The 15299-nt window shown below is 65.9% G+C and carries 19 protein-coding genes; 17 read left to right on the forward strand and 2 right to left on the reverse strand.

The genetic code is table 11. From position 1 onward, the window contains the following. The 5 genes from N5D45_RS05670 to N5D45_RS05690 all read left to right on the forward strand — a co-directional run bounded on the left by N5D45_RS05670 (position 1) and on the right by N5D45_RS05690 (position 4168). A complete protein-coding gene (locus N5D45_RS05670) occupies positions 1-783 on the forward strand; it encodes a phage antirepressor KilAC domain-containing protein (RefSeq protein ID WP_279938587.1) in 783 nt (260 codons plus the stop codon). Further along, positions 783-1076, forward strand: a complete 294-nt coding sequence (locus tag N5D45_RS05675) for a hypothetical protein (RefSeq protein ID WP_279938562.1) — start codon at positions 783-785, stop codon at positions 1074-1076. Before N5D45_RS05670 ends, N5D45_RS05675 begins: the two co-directional genes overlap by 1 nt. Beyond that, positions 1076-1507: a hypothetical protein gene (locus N5D45_RS05680; RefSeq protein WP_279938563.1), complete on the forward strand. Its 432-nt coding sequence runs from the start codon at positions 1076-1078 to the stop codon at positions 1505-1507. The genes N5D45_RS05675 and N5D45_RS05680 overlap by 1 nt, the downstream gene beginning before the upstream one ends. Further along, positions 1507-3255, forward strand: a complete 1749-nt coding sequence (locus N5D45_RS05685; RefSeq protein ID WP_279938565.1) for a DEAD/DEAH box helicase — start codon at positions 1507-1509, stop codon at positions 3253-3255. Before N5D45_RS05680 ends, N5D45_RS05685 begins: the two co-directional genes overlap by 1 nt. 148 nt (positions 3256-3403) lie before the next feature. Then, positions 3404-4168: a hypothetical protein gene (locus N5D45_RS05690; RefSeq protein ID WP_279938566.1), complete on the forward strand. Its 765-nt coding sequence runs from the start codon at positions 3404-3406 to the stop codon at positions 4166-4168. 55 nt (positions 4169-4223) lie between these two features. Here N5D45_RS05690 and N5D45_RS05695 read toward each other — a convergent pair whose 3' ends face one another. After that, on the reverse strand, positions 4224-4565 hold the full coding sequence (locus N5D45_RS05695; protein WP_279938567.1) for a hypothetical protein: 342 nt from the start codon (positions 4563-4565) through the stop codon (positions 4224-4226). A 125-nt stretch (positions 4566-4690) separates the two neighbouring features. Between N5D45_RS05695 and N5D45_RS05700 the strand changes: the two genes are divergently transcribed. After that, positions 4691-5182, forward strand: a complete 492-nt coding sequence (locus N5D45_RS05700; RefSeq protein WP_279938568.1) for a GIY-YIG nuclease family protein — start codon at positions 4691-4693, stop codon at positions 5180-5182. Between the two features lie 59 nt (positions 5183-5241). Here N5D45_RS05700 and N5D45_RS05705 read toward each other — a convergent pair whose 3' ends face one another. Beyond that, on the reverse strand, positions 5242-5886 hold the full coding sequence (locus tag N5D45_RS05705; RefSeq protein ID WP_279938569.1) for a hypothetical protein: 645 nt from the start codon (positions 5884-5886) through the stop codon (positions 5242-5244). A gap of 131 nt (positions 5887-6017) precedes the next feature. On the opposite strand from N5D45_RS05705, the gene N5D45_RS05710 reads away from it, so the two are divergent. The 11 genes from N5D45_RS05710 to N5D45_RS05760 form a co-directional block, all read left to right on the forward strand. Continuing rightward, positions 6018-6530, forward strand: a complete 513-nt coding sequence (locus N5D45_RS05710) for a glycoside hydrolase family 104 protein (protein WP_279938571.1) — start codon at positions 6018-6020, stop codon at positions 6528-6530. Between the two features lie 8 nt (positions 6531-6538). Continuing rightward, a complete protein-coding gene (locus tag N5D45_RS05715) occupies positions 6539-6982 on the forward strand; it encodes a hypothetical protein (protein WP_279938572.1) in 444 nt (147 codons plus the stop codon). Continuing rightward, the gene (locus tag N5D45_RS05720; RefSeq protein ID WP_279938573.1) at positions 6979-7461 is read left to right on the forward strand and encodes a hypothetical protein; all 483 of its coding nucleotides are present in this window, start codon (positions 6979-6981) and stop codon (positions 7459-7461) included. Before N5D45_RS05715 ends, N5D45_RS05720 begins: the two co-directional genes overlap by 4 nt. 1 nt (position 7462) lies before the next feature. Next, positions 7463-7750: a hypothetical protein gene (locus N5D45_RS05725; RefSeq protein WP_279938574.1), complete on the forward strand. Its 288-nt coding sequence runs from the start codon at positions 7463-7465 to the stop codon at positions 7748-7750. Between the two features lie 192 nt (positions 7751-7942). Continuing rightward, entirely contained in the window at positions 7943-8446 is a 504-nt protein-coding gene (locus tag N5D45_RS05730; protein WP_154353393.1) for a DUF1441 family protein, read from the forward strand. A 22-nt stretch (positions 8447-8468) separates the two neighbouring features. Next, entirely contained in the window at positions 8469-10508 is a 2040-nt protein-coding gene (locus N5D45_RS05735; RefSeq protein WP_279938577.1) for a terminase gpA endonuclease subunit, read from the forward strand. 1 nt (position 10509) lies between these two features. Beyond that, the gene (locus N5D45_RS05740; protein ID WP_279938578.1) at positions 10510-10725 is read left to right on the forward strand and encodes a hypothetical protein; all 216 of its coding nucleotides are present in this window, start codon (positions 10510-10512) and stop codon (positions 10723-10725) included. Further along, positions 10718-12199 carry a phage portal protein gene (locus N5D45_RS05745; protein WP_279938579.1) on the forward strand — a complete coding sequence of 494 codons (1482 nt, stop codon included), beginning with the start codon at positions 10718-10720 and terminating at the stop codon, positions 12197-12199. The genes N5D45_RS05740 and N5D45_RS05745 overlap by 8 nt, the downstream gene beginning before the upstream one ends. Further along, positions 12189-13550 carry a S49 family peptidase gene (locus tag N5D45_RS05750; protein ID WP_279938581.1) on the forward strand — a complete coding sequence of 454 codons (1362 nt, stop codon included), beginning with the start codon at positions 12189-12191 and terminating at the stop codon, positions 13548-13550. Before N5D45_RS05745 ends, N5D45_RS05750 begins: the two co-directional genes overlap by 11 nt. A 2-nt stretch (positions 13551-13552) precedes the next feature. Beyond that, entirely contained in the window at positions 13553-14242 is a 690-nt protein-coding gene (locus tag N5D45_RS05755; protein ID WP_279938582.1) for a head decoration protein, read from the forward strand. 87 nt (positions 14243-14329) lie between these two features. Beyond that, on the forward strand, positions 14330-15299 hold a 970-nt coding region (locus tag N5D45_RS05760; RefSeq protein WP_279938583.1), incomplete at its 3' end, for a major capsid protein.

Consider the following 15299-nt stretch of genomic DNA (forward strand, 5'->3'; position numbering starts at 1 on the left):
ATGATGATTGGCGGGGTCACTGTGCGCCGCGACGACGTGGGCAGGTTCTGCCTGAACGACCTGCACCAGGCATCCGGTGGTGCGAAGCGCCACCAGCCCAGCGACTGGCAGCGCCTGAAGCAGACCGAGGAACTGGTGGCCGAGCTGGTCAACTCCGGTGATTCCCGGATTTACCCGGTGCACTCGGTGGCAGGCCGCTACGGCGGCAGCTACGTGGTGCGCGAACTGGTCTATGCCTACGCCATGTGGATCAGCCCCAGCTTCAGCCTGCAGGTGATCCGCGCCTATGACGCGCTCACGGCCGGGGCGGCGGCGCCTGACCCGATGCAGGCGCTGACCGATCCGGCGACGCTGCGCGCGCTGCTGCTGTCTTACAGCGAGAAGGCCGAGATCCTTGAGGCGCGCGTGCAGTACCAGGAACCGCAGGTCCGCGCGCTGCTGCGACTGACCCAGGCTGACGGTGCCTTCAACATCAGCACCGTCGCCAAGATGCTGCAGGTCCAGCCGCGCCAGCTGTTCGCCTGGCTGTCCGAGCACGGCTGGATCTACCGCCGCGCGGGCAGCAAGAACTGGCTGGCGTACCAGAACCGGCTGCAGCAGGGCGTGCTGGTGCACAAGGCGTGCATACAGCGCACCGACGGTGAGCAGGAGCGCGTACACGAGCAGGTGCTGGTGACCGCGAAAGGTCTGTCGCGGCTGGCGGAGAGCATCGACCGGGACCAGATGACCTGGGCGCAGGCCGACGCCGCGACCGCGCTGCAGCTGGCTGCGGAGGCCTCCTGATGGACGCCATCGAGAAGCGGGCGCGGGAGCTGTACGCCGAAGCGTTCCGAGCGCAAGGAATGGAGCTGACCGCCGAGCGGTTGGACGACATCTGCACCAAGATCGAGGGTGGCTCTCTCCGCGCATCACTGGATGCGATCAAGGCCGCGCTCACGCCGCCCGAGGGCTACGTGCTGGTGCCCACGGAGCCGACTGAAGAGATGATCGCCGCAGCTGAAGAGGCGCACATGCCTTTCGGCGATATGGGATTCGCCATATCGGCAGCGATTGGCGCTCGACCGGAGGTGCCGTGATGGTCGGTCCGGTCGTTACGCGGCGGGAGGTGGCTCCGGTGAAGCCGGGCACCGCCATGGAAGAGCAGCTGCAGCTGAAGGGCATTGGGCGGCTGCTGGCCGGGTTTGGGTATCGCTACGGGTCGGAGGTCCAGCTGCACGAGGTTCTGGCCACCGTCCTGGACAACGCAGGCCATGCGCACGTGCGCGAGTACCGGTTGGACGCCAGCAACCGCGCTGACTTCTGGCTGGACGGCCTCGTGATCGAGGTGAAGGTGGCTGGCTCGCTCGCGGACGCCCTGCGGCAGGTCGGGCGCTACATCAACCTGCCGCAGGTGCGCGGGGTGCTGCTGGTCACCACCGAACGCTGGGGCGAACGCCCGCTCGTGGCCCGGCCGGCCTGGCAGGGCAAGCCCTTCAACATCATCCGCCTGAAGAGGCAGGCACTGTGATGCAGGCGACCTATGGAACCCTCCTGTACAGCGCCGCCGGCAGCACCTGGCGGGTGATCTGCGAGCCGCAGGTGCGCGCGCGCATGAAGCGCGTGTTTCCCCGCGTGCGGCAGCACGCCGCTGAGCACATCGACCTGTCGGCCACGCCAGAGAACAGCCGGGAGCTGCAGTGGTTCACGCAGCGCTACCCGCTGACGATGGATGCCGACACCGAGCGCGCGCTGCAGCTGCTGGCCGCCGAGCATGTGGATATGGAGCGCAGTCTGGGCGAGCTTCTGGCCGGTCGTGTGCAGATACCGGAGTTCACCCTGGCCAAGCCGCCTCGGGAATACCAGCGCGTCGCGGGTGCGCAGCTGTCCATCCGTGGCGGCCTGCTGCTGGCCGACGATCTTGGCCTTGGCAAGACGGTCACCGGCATCTGCCCCATGGCCGCGCCGGGCAACCTTCCGGCGGTGGTGGTGTACCCGGCGGCACTGCCGAACCACTGGCCGGAGAAGCTGGCCGAGTTCGCGCCGCAGCTGCGCGTGCACCACATCAGGAAGGGTGCGCCGTACCCGCTCGTGCGGCAGCCGAAGCAGCGGATCAAGGATCTGTGGGACACGCTGCCGGACGTGATCCTGGTCAGCTACCACAAGCTCCGGGGCTGGGCTGAGACGCTGGGGGAGATAGCGCAGTACGTGGTGTTCGAGGAATGCCAGCAGCTGCGCAGTCCGGACAGCAGCATCCACAGCGCCTGCCGGCACTTGGCCAGCCGGGCACGGCTGCGCATGGGCCTGACCGCCACCCCGATCTACAACTACGGGTGCGAGTTCTTCCACGTGGTTGACCCGCTGCTGCCGGGCTGCCTGGGCACCTATGACGAGTTCCTCCGGGAATGGTGCATCTCCGCGCCCGGGGAGAAGGCCAAGCTGCAGGACGCCGAGCAGTTCGGCCAGTACCTGCAGCGCGAAGGAATCATGCTGCGGCGCACCCGCAAAGAAGTGGGGCGCGAGCTGCCGGCTCTGTCGAAGATCCCGCATGAGGTAGAGGCCGACGCCAAGGCGCTGGACGCCATCACCGGCGACGCCGCAGCGCTGGCGCGGATCATCCTGCGGGCCAACGAGCAGTACCGCGGCGAGAAGATGCAGGCGGCCGGCGAGTTCGACCGGCTGCTGCGTCAGGCGACGGGCGTGGCCAAGGCCCCCTACGTGGCCGAGTTCGTCAGGCTGCTGCTGGAGAGCGGGCAGAAGGTGCTGCTGTTCGGCTGGCACCGGGAGGTCTACAGCATCTGGCAGGAGAAGCTGGCTGCGTACAACCCGGTCATGTACACCGGCAGCGAGTCGCCGAACCAGAAGCAGGCGGCCAAGAAGGCATTCATCGCCGGGGACAGCCAAGTGATGCTGATCAGCCTCCGCTCTGGTGCTGGCATCGACGGGCTGCAGCACGTGTGCAGCACCGTGGTGTTCGGCGAGCTGGACTGGTCGCCCGGCGTCCACGAGCAGTGTATCGGCCGCGTGCACCGCGACGGCCAGGCAGAGCCGGTCATGGCGTACTTCCTGCTCTCCGACAGCGGCAGCGACCCGATCGTGTCGGACGTGCTCGGGGTGAAGCGCGAGCAGATCGAGGGCGTGCGCAGCCCGGGGGAACACCTGGTAGAGCGTCTGGACGTGGGCGAAAACCAGCTGCGCGCGCTGGCCCAGCAGTTCCTTCAACAGCAGGGCGTGGCCCTGGAAACAACCAACGTTACAACCATGGAGACCTCCCGATGATTCCCAATTTCCCCAGCCTGGACGAGGCAACCCACCACCTGTACCTCGAAGGAAAGGAGGGCCCCATCAGGTGCCGGGTAGACGGCAGCCTGTGGGATGTCTGGCTGGACGGCCGGTCCCGCTGGGTCAGCAACTGCGAGGTGGCCTGATGTCGGCAGTGGCCGCGCCCGCGATGGGCCTGACCCCGTGTGGTAACTGCGGCAGCGATGACGTGCGCATGCGCGCGCGGGGCAGTGCCGGCAGCCGCCGAACCGCGCAGGTGGTGTGCGCGCGCTGCACCGCGCGCGGAGAGCTGCATGTTGGCGCAGATGCAGAAGAGCGCGCATGCAGGGCCTGGGCGAACCGACCGGTCTACATGCCGGCTCCAACGGCGATCAGGGTGGTGCATGGCCGAGTACCGGTTCCAGAGCCGGAGCTGGAGCGAGATCCGCTCGAGCTGATCGCCCGCATGCTGGTAGGCGGGAGCTTCCGCGAGCCATCGGATGGCCGGTCAACCATGCCGCCGCTGACCTCAGCCGATATCGCCGGTGCCGTTGGCATGATGCGTGACTCGGTGGCCAAACAGGCGGTGATGGCGGTGGCGCTGCGCGGGCAGGGCGTGTCCCTGTCGTCGCTGGGGCGCTCATTGGCCAGGCGGGTGATGCGGCAGATTCAGTGGCAGCGACGCAACGGCACAAAGCCAGCGCTGCGAATGGATGACCCGGCCGACCGCTGGCGAATGAGGCTGGTGCTGCAGGACGCGGTGAACGACCTGGTGTGGCCCGAAGGGAAGATCGCCGCGCAGGATGCTGCCAAGGCGGCCAAGATGCGGAAGGGGGACTACCTGCGCGTGTACGGGATCGCTGCCGCCACGCTGCGCCAGGCGCTGGAGGATGGGCGGAAGGAGTTCAGCGGGAGGGTGTTCAATCGTTGAAATTCCCACGCAGGTACGCGTGGGGCTTCGCGGCCTCGGTGGATCAATCAGTCTGTCAGATCAAAATGCGAGATGGTTCTTGCTGGATCTGATCAGCAGAACCATCTGCCCCCTGGTCATTAACATCATCCTCGCCTGATTCCGGATAGCCATCTACGGTAATGCTCAACACGTCTTGAACCGAACAAACATTACTGAGGAACTCGATCAGCTTCTCGTAAAAGGCTAGTGCCTCTTCTACTGATCTGAACCTGAAGGTGTATTTATCTCCAGAGTTCATCACGATGGTCACAGCCAGATCGTCAAGTGATCGCTCCAATGAACTCACGGCTTGACCAACCACGGCTACATGATCAGAGGCATTTGCCGTGACAACTAAGATAGTGGGATCGGTCATTGGGGCGTCCATGGCGTTAAGGAAGATTACCGCAGTCGCTGCGAACCTTACCGCATTCGCCCGACTGCGGTAAGGAACCTTACCGCAGTTGCATCGGGAACCAGAACTCGTGTCCAATTGGGACCATGGGCGATAAAGTGCATAGCGGTGTGTACGACTGCAATGGTCGTTGGGCCCTTGGACGATGCTACGTATACGTATTGATGGCCCGCGATGCGCAAGGCCCCATGTACGTGAAGATTGGAGTCAGTGACGATCCATACTCACGGATTGGTTCTATCCAGACGGGATGTCCAATCCCGTTGGTCAAGGCGGGCATGGTTAAGTGCATGAGTCGCGCCCAGGCCAGGCTGATTGAAAAGGAGCTCCACGTTGAACTGGCGCCGTTCGGCTCAAATGGGGAGTGGTTCCGATTCGATTGGACTGACGGGGCGCACAAGCAGGCGCTTAATGTTGCAATCGAGGCCCACATGTCCAGGGTCAAGGATTGGGCGCTTGAGGATGTGGATCTGGAGAAGGTATTCGCCATGAAGCGCCTGATCGAGGCCCATCGCAAGAATGCTTATCGTGAGAGGCGGCGGCGCGCGACAGCTGTGAGGGCAGCGGTCGGCATCTGAAAGGTTGTGGCGGCCGCAGGCCTGGACTCGGGAGGTCCAGTGACCTGCGGTTCGTCGTTTCAGCGAGACTGAAAACCAGTCGCTGCCGAGACAAGTTCCCCTCTCAGCTGTGTCGGTCGGCGCAGGGTTCTCGTGACAGCCTGCAGTGCCTGATCGTCGGGAAACTTTTCAGAGAGCCGCTGAAGCCGAAGGATGATCGTTTTGACATCGGAAGTGACAAAGTAGTCGGCCTGGGCTTCGAGTGACGCCTCCAGGTGTTCCACATCAAATTCCTTACGCCGAATCTTTTCGTCGTACAGATACGTCCCGGCAGACCGCGCGCGCTCAGCGGCTTCATGGACCAGGCGTTCATGGTCCACGCCGTCCGCCGTGAGCAGAACGTCCAGACTTCCGCCGTAAACGCCTCCGTAGAGAATGCTCCCATCGGCTTTGAAAGAGCCATCGGCACGTGTGCCGGGAATAGGTACACGCTCTGAATGTCCTTCGGTTCGCCTTCGGACCTCTGTAGCAAGCGCCTCCCCGAGCTCAAGCATTACCCGCTCGTCGTACAGAAGCTGGGCCTGCACGTGGCCGCGTTTAACGGCCATGAGAACGTCATCGAATGCGGTAGCGTCCGCGCAGTGGGGTGACAGGTCGCTGATTCGACCTGCTATCCACGAGAGCCAGTGGCGCCATACGCACGTATCAACAAAGATTTTCAGCATTTCTTCCTGACCTTGCTGTTGGGAGGAACCTGGTGCATTCCCGCACCTTAATTTACGCCCGCATCCCCCGTCCGGATCAACTCTCGCGCCTAGCCGGCAGCGGGGCTGGCACCCTTCTGCAGGAACCTCTGATGGCCAAGATCACCGCTCAACAGGCAGGCGGCACCAATGTCGTCGCCTTTCTGGACATGCTGGCTTGGTCGGAGGGCACCAGCACCAGCCCGGCTACGAAGAACCAGGGTTACGACGTGATCGTGACCGGTGCCGACCGAGTGCCGGAGATCTTCACCGACTATTCGGTGCACCCGTTCTCCCGAGGACGGAAGTCGAAGGCCATCAACAGCAAGGGGCTGACCTCGAACGCATCGGGCCGCTACCAGTTCATGCTGAAGGACTATGCCCACTACCGCGCGCTGCTGAAGCTGCCGGACTTCGGGCCGCTGTCGCAGGATCTCTGGGCAATCCAGCTGATCCGGGAGCGTCGCGCACTTCCGATGATCCAGGCCGGGCGCATCACCGACGCCATCAAGGCCGTGCGCAACATCTGGGCGAGCCTGCCGGGCGCAGGCTACGGCCAGCCGGAGCACGCGCTGGAGAAGCTGCTGGCTGCCTACCGCAAGGCTGGCGGGGCAGTGGCGCTGTGACCGAGCCGATGAGCACCCTGAAAACCTTCGTCGGGACGTTCACCGCTGCGGTGGTGGCACCGGCGACGGCTGACGCGTTGCGCGAGGCCGAGCGAATCATCCTGGGCGTGCCGCAGTCCGTGCTGCTGGTGGCTATGGCTGGTGCACTGATCGGCGTTCTGTTGCTGCCCGAGAAGGACGCAGAGCGGGTGGCCGCTGATTCCAACCGCCGGCGCGGCCACCGATTGCTGCAGACGGCAGCGCGCTGGGCCGCGCTGGCAGTGGCAGTGGTGGCCTACGCCATCGTGGCCGCATGGGTCATCGCAGTTGCCGCGTCCATCTGGCCGGCACTGGCCGGCGCCCCGCAGCTGCCGCTGGCCGGCCTGTCCGGTGTCCTGATCCGCCGGCTGTTGCCCGGCTACGTGCGCATGGTGGAAAGAGCTACCGGCGCCATCGGAGGCGATAAGCCATGAGCGTTCTGATTCGGTTCTTCAAGGCCCTCTGGGACCTGCTGGTCGGCTGGGCGGCGGAGGTGCTGGTCTGGTTGCGTAAGCCCGGAAGCGTGATGAAGGTCTGCTGCGGGGTGCTGGCGTTCGGTTGCCTGGTCGCTGGCCTTTCGGCCTACGAGAAAGAGCAGAAGATCAAGGATCTCAGCGCGCAGGTGGTGAAGGTGCGTGCGGATTGGAAGGCCGACAGCGAGCGGCTGCAGGCCGACGTCGCCAGCCGCGATCAGCGCCTTGCCGAGATTGCCGCGGTCCTGAGAAAAGAAGCGGAGAAGCTCGAAACCCTCCGTGCGGAGAGTGCTGAGGCACTGCGGGCCTTGGCTGGCAAGGTCGAGGCATCCGAGAAGGACGCCGCCACATGGCGTGGTCGATACGAACAGCGGCCCGATACATGCAAGGCAGCACTCGAGCTGCTCGACTCTGCCTGCCCGGAATTGAAGGGGTACTGACATGCGCATCCTTCTGATCGCTGTGGCGCTGATGCTGACGGCATGCCAGTCGGCACAGCCCAAGCCCAACCCGCCGGCCCCGGACATCATCGAGGTGCCGGTGGCCACCTATGTCCCAATCGACGGCGCGCTGACTAAGCGCTGCAGCTGGACCCGTGCTGACAAACCCTCGGCTGTGTTCGAGGTGAGCAACGGCCGGAAGCGGTGCCTGGACCAGTACGAGGCCCAGCTCGATGCCATCGGCCAGGTGCAAGGAAAGCCTGCATCGACAACGGACAGCAGGGACTGAGCGAAGTTTCACGACACATGTTCCACAGGGCGGGGCCCCTGGGCTTATCCACAGCTACCGGGGGGAATTCGGACCCCGGTAAAAGACAGTATTTCGGCCTCTAGGGTGCTCCACCACAGGCCGCACTTTTGGCGGTTTTTGCCGGGAGAAACCGCATTTTCATGCCTGAATAGGCTGTGCATCGGGTAGGACATGGCTGACATCCACGAATTCACCAAGGGCTGGTCCGTGGCCAGGCTGGCGGATGAGTTCGGGATAGACCGCCGAACCGCCAGTAAGCGGCTGAAGGAGGCCGGAGTACCGCCGCTGACCAAGCGCGCCGGGCACGACGTCTATCGGCTGGCCGACGCAGCACCGGCGCTGGTGAATCCGGGCGCCGCGGCGTTCGGAGCGGAGGGCGTGGTCGATCCGCGCGACCTGCCGCCGATGGAGCGCCGCGCCTACTACCAGTCGGAGAACGAGCGCCTGAAGGTCGAGTCGACCATCGGGCAGCTGGTGCCAGCGGCAGAGGTCGAGGCCGACTACGCCGAGCTGGTGAAGAAGGTCGTGCAGTTCTTCGACACGCTGCCTGATGTGCTCGAGCGCAAGGCAGGGCTCACGCCAGAGCAGGTGGTGAAGGTCCAGGACGAGTGCGATCGCGTCCGGCAATCCATGTACGAGGGCATCACCGATGACGACGTACGCGACAGCGCGTAGCGTGCGCCAAGGCGTTGCCGAGATGATCCGGCCGCCGCGCCGCATCAGGGTGAGCGAGGGCGCGCGGGTGCTGCAGGTGGCCAATGCCGCCGGCGCGGCCGGCTCCTGGGATCCGGACACGACGCCCTACATGGTCGAGCCGCTGGATACGACCGGCAGCCGCCATTACGAGGCAGTGGTGTTCGTAGGGCCGGCGCGGTCCGGCAAGACCATCTCGCTGATCGATGCGCGCCTGGCCTACCTGATCACCTGCAACCCGGCCGACGCCATGGTTGTGCAGATGTCCAAGGATGCGGCCGAGGACTACAGCAAGACCCGTATCGCCCGCAGCATTGCCGCCAGCCCGGAGCTACGCTCCCGGCTGAGCCCGCGAGCCCACGACGACAACATCCTGCTGAAGTTCTTCCGGTCGGGAATGTCGTTGCGCATGGGCTGGCCGTCGGTATCGGTGCTGTCCGGCAAGGACATCCACGACGTCCTGATGACGGACGTGGACAACTACACCGGCGACCTGACGATCGATGAGTGCTTCGGCCTGGGCCTGAAGCGCACGCAGACCTACATGTCCGCCGGCATGGTGGTGGCCGAATCGAGCCCGGCAACCGACTACGCCGACGGCGCCTGGAAGCCGCTGCACCCGCACCAAGGCCCACCGGCCGCAGGCATCGCCGCGCTATATGCGCGTGGTGACCGTCGCCGCTGGTACTGGCCCTGCCCGGAGTGCGGGGAGCGGTTTCAGGCAGCGCCAGGCTATGACGGATTCGCGTTGCCGCCGATGGAGGAACTGCTCGAGCGGGTGGTTCTGGACGACGTGCAGAAGATGGCGCGGCACTACTCGCTGCTGCACTGTCCGCACTGCGGTGTGGGCCTGAAGCACCGGTGGAAGGACGGGATGAACCGCAGCGGTGTGTGGGCTGCGGAGGGCCAGGTCGTGCACGCCGACGGAACGGTCACCGGTGAGAGGCCGGAGGCACGCATCGCCAGCTACTGGCTTGGCGGTGTGGCGGCGTCCTACCAGTCCTGGGAATCGCTGATCGAGCGATACCTCCAGGCCCTGCGAACCTTCGCCACGACCGGCGAAGAGCGTCCGCTGAAGACCACGCACAACGTGGACGGCGCGATCAACTACGTGCCGATGGCTGCCCGCTCGGCCAGTGACCCGAACGAGATGCAGGAGCGCGCCGAAGTCTGGCCCGCTGGTGCTGTTCCCGCCGGCGTGCGCTTCCTGCTGGGTGAGGTCGACGTTCAGGCCAACCGCTTCGTCGTGCTGGTGCTGGGCTTCGGTATTGGCGATTCCGGTCAGCTGGAGCGCTGGGTGGTGGATTCCTTCACCCTGCGCACCTCCAAGCGCGAGGACGGATCAGGCGGCTTCCTGCCGCTGGACCCGCCGAAGTACTTGGAGGACTGGGAACGCCTAGTTGAGAAGGTCATCAGCCGTCGCTACCCGCTGGACGATGGCACCGGCCGTAGCATGCCGGTCCACGCCGTCGGCATCGACTGGGGCGGCAAGTCGGGCACCTCGGTGCGCGCGCTGGAGTTCTGGCGCTCGCTCAAGGCCCGGAAGCTGCACGCTCGGGTCAGGCTGATCAAAGGTGATGCGCGCCGCGAGGGCGGCCTGTTCCGCGAGACCTTCCCCGACAGCAGCAAGCGCCGGGACCGCAAATCAGGGTCGAAGGGTGATGTGCCGCAGCTGCTGCTCAACGTGGACCGGCTGAAGGACACCGTAGACGCCAACGTGAAGCGGGCCGAGCCCGGACCGGGCTACTACCACTTCCCCGACTGGCTGCCAGAGGCGTTCTACGCCGAGCTGACGGCGGAGTCGCGCACTGCAAGGGGTTGGGAGAACCTGGCGAAGCGACGCAATGAGGCGTTCGACCTGTGCGGCTATGCCGAGGGCATGGCGCTGTGGTTGAAGGTTCCGGCCATCAACTGGACCACGCCGCCGGCATGGGCCGCGCCGTGGGACGACAACCCAGACGTGAGGGCAGACGACGTCGCGCCGGCGCCAATGCCGCGTGCGCGCACCCGCCGCGTCATCAGAAGCAAGTACCTGGGACGCTGAAATGGCATTCACCAAGATTCAAATCGAGCAACTGGAGGCCGCGATTGCGGCCGGCGTGCTGAGCGTCCGCTATGCCGACCGCACCGTGACCTACCAGAGCCTGAAGGAGATGCGCGGTTTGCTGAAGCAGATGCGCGATGAGCTGAGCCAGGCCGCAGGTGGACCGCGGCGCCGACGCATCGTGCGCCTCTACCAATCGGGGACCGGCAATGTCTGATACCTCCGAGAACAGCTACCGCGCCGCCGGCAACGGCCGCCGCCTTCGCACCTTCCGGCCGACATCGCTCGGGCCCAACGCATCGTTGTTGGGCCTGCCGACGCTGCTGGCACGGGCCCGGCACCTGGCCCGGAATGATCCGTGGATGGTCAGCGCGCTCAACAAGAGCGTGTCCAACGGCATCGCCACCGGCATCCAGGCAAAGCCCCTCTGGGGCACGAAGGAGCACAAGAAGAAGGTCACCAAGCTGTGGACGCGCTGGGGCAAGTACGCGGATGCCGATGGCGTTCTGGGGTGGGAAGGCCTGCAGGCGCTGGCCTGGCGCGAGTGGAAGGAGGCCGGCGAGGTGTTCGCCCGCATCCGGTACCGGCGGCCCGAGGACGGCTTGCCTGTGCCGCTGCAGGTACAGCTGATCGAATCGGAGCAGTGCCCGCAGCACTACAACGGCGTGGCCAGCAACGGGAACGTGATCCGGCAGGGCATCGAGGTCGATAGCATCGGCCGCCGCGTGGCCTACTGGATGTACCGGGAGCACCCCGGCGACCTGCAGCTGACCGTCAACGGCAACGAGCTGGTGCGCGTGCCGGCGGACCAGGTGCTGCACCTGTACCGGCCGAACCGTGCTGGCGCGATGCGGGGTGTGCCGGGCTCCGCTCCGGCGCTGCTGCGCATGTTCAACCTGGACCGCCTCGATGATGCGGTGCTGGAACGGCAGGCGCTGGCCAACCTGTTCGCAGGCTTCATCACCACCGAGGCAAACGCGGAAGGGGAAGACGGCGAGGCCATCGGCGACCTGATCACCGGTGAGGATGCAGACGGTACTGCCCTCGGTGGGCTCGAGCCCGGGACACTGCAGGAGCTGCCGCCGGGCCGCAAGGTCACCTTTGCCGCACCGCCCAGCGCCGGCTCGGACTATGCCGAGTTCCTGCGCGGCCACCTGCTGGCGATCTGTGCCAGTCAGGACGTGCCCTATGAAGTGCTGACCGGTGACCTGCGCAACGTATCCGACCGCGCGCTGCGGCTGATCCTCAACGAGTTCCGCCGGGTGATCGAGCAGGACCAGTGGCTCTTCATGATCCCCATGTTCTGTCAGCGGGTCCGCGACGCCTTCATGGACCAGGCGGTGCTGTCGGGTCTGCTGAAGGTGCCGCGCTATGCGGCCCTGCGTGATGACGTGACCGAAACCCTGTGGGTGCCCGAGGGCTGGCCCTGGAGCCACCCGGTGCAGGACGTGACCTCCGAACTCAAGGCGGTGCGGGCAGGCTTCAAGTCGCGCAGCAAGGTGGTGCTGAGCGCCGGCGAGGATCCCGAACAGGTGGATGCCGAGCAGGCGCAGGACAACGAGCGCGCAGACGCGGCCGGGCTTCGCTACGACAGCGACCCGAGGCGAACGAACGCCTCCGGTTCCCGGCAGGACGACGAACCCGGCGCCCCTGGCGCCAACGACGATGAAAGGAATGACGATGACGAGTAAGCCTGGCCTGTTGGCCCGAATGCTGGGTCGCGGCAGCCGTGCGCCCGTGGTGGCCTCGCTCGCTGCCGCGGTCCTCAATCAGCCCCTGCTGGTGCAGCCGGCCATTGGCGAAGCGCTGGTGGGCGGCTATCTGGAAGGGAAGGTCACCAGTGACGACAGCGTGCTGAAGGCCGACCGCTTCGAAGTGTCCGGCCCCCACGGACAGCCGGTGGGCGTGGCACAGAGCCTGATCGGTGTGATCAACCTGTCCGGTGGGATGGTGAACCGGCCGATGCCCGGCCCCAGTGGTTCGGGGCCGGTGAGCTATGCCGCGGTACGCGACACCTTCGACGAACTGCTGAACGACGATGCGGTGACGTCGATCATCCTGCGGCTGGATACGCCCGGCGGTATGGCTTCTGGCTGCTTCGACCTGGTCGACCACATCTTCGAGGCGCGTGGCCGGAAGCCGGTGTATGCGCTGGTCGATGACCATGCGTACTCCGCCGGCTTCGCCCTCGCTTCGGCCTGCGACGAGATCTGGATCAGCCGCACCGGCGGCGTCGGGTCGGTAGGCGTGGTTTGCTACCACCACGACTGGAGCGGCAACAACGCTCAGATCGGCCTGAAGGTGACCCCGCTGTTCGCCGGCGCCCGCAAGGTCGACTTCAACCCGAACTTCCCGCTCAGCGAAGAAGCGCATGCCGAGGCCATGGCTGATCTGGAGGACATGCGCACGATGCTCGTCGACACCGTGGCGCGCAACCTCGGCATGGATGCGGAAGCCGTGCGTGCTACCGAGGCAGCCTGCTATCGCGGCCAGGCCGCCGTGGCAGTCGGCTTCGCTACCCGGCTCGGCACCTGGCACGACCTGATCGCGCACCTCGGCGCGGCCGAATCGGCGCCGCCGCCCGCGCCGGGCAACCCTGATCCGGACGACGAGCCGGAGGCGGCGGTAGCGCCGCCGGTGCCCGAGGCCTCAGCCGCACCGCCTGCAGCCGTGGTGGAGAACCCGGCCGCTGCGTTGGCAGCTGCGGTTGCAAACAGTGAGCTGCCGCCGGCGCTCGCGCTGGCCCTGCTGCGCCGCCCCCTGCAGGAGGGCGAACCGGCGGCCAGCGCCATCGAGTACGCGACCGCAGTGCAGGACGCCTGTGCTGCGGCACTGCGTGGCGATGACACCCTCGCCGCCAGCTTCATCGAGAAGAGCACCGACCTCGACACGGTGCGTGCACAGCTGCTGTCGATGAAGGCGGAGGAAGGCCGCAGCACCCAGGTCGTCACCGCACACCCGGTCTCCACGGCCGAACAACGCACCGCCGACAACAAGGCGAAGCTGAATCCCACTCACATCTACAAGCAACGAGGTAACTGACGATGGAAATCTCCCTGGCCGGCACCCGTACCGGCGAATTCCTGCTGTCCGAAGCGGGCGGCGAGCGCAGCCGCGAACTGATCCGTCTGCCGGCCGGGCAGGGCATGCTGTCCGCCGGCACCCTGCTCAAGGCAGACAACACCGTCGCTGCCAACGGCACCGACGCGGTGAAGGTGCTGTATGGCCCGATCGACACCGGCACCGATTCCGCGGCGCTGGCCGTCAAGGGCGCGGCGATCGCGCGCGATGCCGAAGTGTTCGGCGAGAAGCTGGGCTGGGCCAGCGGCGTCACCGCTGACCAGAAGCTGCTGGCCGCGCTGAGCCTGGCCGAGTCCGGCATCATCACCCGCTGGACGCAGCAGCCGATCGCATCGAACGCGGCCGATCACCTGGAGTTCGTGTCCGTGCCGGTGACCGGTACTGCAGGTGAGGCGCTGGGCCCGGTCGTGGCGCACGTCAAGGACGTCTTCGGTGCTCTGGTCACCGGCAGTACCGTCAGCGCCACCCTGGCCAAGGCCACTGGCACCGGCAATCTGACCGGCGGCGGCGCGAAGGCCGCCGTGGGTGGCGTCATCACCTGGGATGCCGCGACGCTGAGCGCCGCCGGCGACTACACCCTCAAGGTGACCGCCGCCGATCTGGACGAGGCGACCACCGACACCATCACCATCACCGCAGCCGGCGGCGGCTGACCGCCGAGCATCGCCCCTTCCACCCGTTGACCCTTGGCCCTGCTTCGGCGGGGCCTTTTCGTATCCCATTCCGAGAGAGAAATCACCATGGATCTGCAGATTCTTCTGGCGCTTGGCGTGCTGAGCTTCGATGCCCTGAACGCCTATATCAACAACCTGCCGCGCATCTCCACCCGGCTGGCCGACATGCGCCTGTTCCAGGAGCAGGGCCTGGTCGGCACCACCATCGTCAAGGTGGGTATCAACGGCACCAAGCTGGTGCTGGTCCCGAATGTCCCGCGTGGTGCGCCCGGCCAGCCCAAGGGCCTGGAGCGCGGTAAGGTGAAGCTGCTGGAAACCACTCACCTGCCGCAGAACTCCACGGTCATGGCTGACCAGCTGCTGGGTGTCTATGACCCGGCCGACCCGGAAGGCAACAACGTTGCCGCCGTGGTCAACGCGTTGCAGGTGGTGCACAAGCGCGACCTGGACTTCACCATCGAGTACCACCGCATGGGCGCGCTGCAGGGCAAGCTGCTCGATGCCGACGGCTCGGTGATCATCGACTTCTACGAGGAGTTCGGGGTCAAGCAGGTCGTCATCGGCATGGAGCTGAACAAGGACGACACCAAGGTCCGCGCCAAGTGCATCGCCATCAAGCGCGCGATCGAGGCCAAGCTGGGCGGCATCCCGTACACCGGCATCCACGTGTTCTGCAGCGCCGGCTTCTTCGATGCCCTGACCGACCACCCGGAAGTGCAGAAGGCCTACGAGCGCTGGCAGGACGGTGCAGCGCTGCGCGATGACGTCCGCAAGGGCTTCGTGTTCGGCGATATCACCTTCGAAGAGCTGCAGGGCAACACCGGCGGTGACCTGGCCCTGGCCGACGGTGAAGCGATCGCGTTCCCGCTGGGTGTGCCCGACATGTTCCTGACCCGCTTCGCGCCGGCGGACTACCTGGAGACGGTGCGCGGTATCGGCCTGCCGTACTACACCAAGACCGCCCCGATGCGCATGAACAAGGGCATCCAGCTGGAAAGCCAGTCCAACCCGCTGAACATCAACACCCGACCGGATG

Source organism: Stenotrophomonas sp. GD03819, assembly GCF_029841665.1.
In the GTDB taxonomy this organism is placed as follows: domain Bacteria; phylum Pseudomonadota; class Gammaproteobacteria; order Xanthomonadales; family Xanthomonadaceae; genus Stenotrophomonas; species Stenotrophomonas geniculata.

Excerpts from the sequence above, each read along its gene's own strand:
- N5D45_RS05695 (WP_279938567.1), bottom strand. The coding sequence starts at position 4,565 with ATGACCGATCCCACTATCTTAGTTGTCACGGCAAATGCCTCTGATCAT.
- N5D45_RS05710 (WP_279938571.1), top strand. The coding sequence starts at position 6,018 with ATGGCCAAGATCACCGCTCAACAGGCAGGCGGCACCAATGTCGTCGCC.
- N5D45_RS05705 (WP_279938569.1), bottom strand. The coding sequence starts at position 5,886 with ATGCTGAAAATCTTTGTTGATACGTGCGTATGGCGCCACTGGCTCTCG.
- N5D45_RS05675 (WP_279938562.1), top strand. The coding sequence starts at position 783 with ATGGACGCCATCGAGAAGCGGGCGCGGGAGCTGTACGCCGAAGCGTTC.
- N5D45_RS05680 (WP_279938563.1), top strand. The coding sequence starts at position 1,076 with ATGGTCGGTCCGGTCGTTACGCGGCGGGAGGTGGCTCCGGTGAAGCCG.
- N5D45_RS05715 (WP_279938572.1), top strand. The coding sequence starts at position 6,539 with ATGAGCACCCTGAAAACCTTCGTCGGGACGTTCACCGCTGCGGTGGTG.
- N5D45_RS05720 (WP_279938573.1), top strand. The coding sequence starts at position 6,979 with ATGAGCGTTCTGATTCGGTTCTTCAAGGCCCTCTGGGACCTGCTGGTC.
- N5D45_RS05700 (WP_279938568.1), top strand. The coding sequence starts at position 4,691 with ATGGGCGATAAAGTGCATAGCGGTGTGTACGACTGCAATGGTCGTTGG.
- N5D45_RS05730 (WP_154353393.1), top strand. The coding sequence starts at position 7,943 with ATGGCTGACATCCACGAATTCACCAAGGGCTGGTCCGTGGCCAGGCTG.
- N5D45_RS05745 (WP_279938579.1), top strand. The coding sequence starts at position 10,718 with ATGTCTGATACCTCCGAGAACAGCTACCGCGCCGCCGGCAACGGCCGC.
- N5D45_RS05755 (WP_279938582.1), top strand. The coding sequence starts at position 13,553 with ATGGAAATCTCCCTGGCCGGCACCCGTACCGGCGAATTCCTGCTGTCC.
- N5D45_RS05690 (WP_279938566.1), top strand. The coding sequence starts at position 3,404 with ATGTCGGCAGTGGCCGCGCCCGCGATGGGCCTGACCCCGTGTGGTAAC.
- N5D45_RS05725 (WP_279938574.1), top strand. The coding sequence starts at position 7,463 with ATGCGCATCCTTCTGATCGCTGTGGCGCTGATGCTGACGGCATGCCAG.
- N5D45_RS05750 (WP_279938581.1), top strand. The coding sequence starts at position 12,189 with ATGACGAGTAAGCCTGGCCTGTTGGCCCGAATGCTGGGTCGCGGCAGC.
- N5D45_RS05735 (WP_279938577.1), top strand. The coding sequence starts at position 8,469 with ATGATCCGGCCGCCGCGCCGCATCAGGGTGAGCGAGGGCGCGCGGGTG.
- N5D45_RS05685 (WP_279938565.1), top strand. The coding sequence starts at position 1,507 with ATGCAGGCGACCTATGGAACCCTCCTGTACAGCGCCGCCGGCAGCACC.
- N5D45_RS05740 (WP_279938578.1), top strand. The coding sequence starts at position 10,510 with ATGGCATTCACCAAGATTCAAATCGAGCAACTGGAGGCCGCGATTGCG.
- N5D45_RS05670 (WP_279938587.1), top strand. The coding sequence starts at position 1 with ATGATGATTGGCGGGGTCACTGTGCGCCGCGACGACGTGGGCAGGTTC.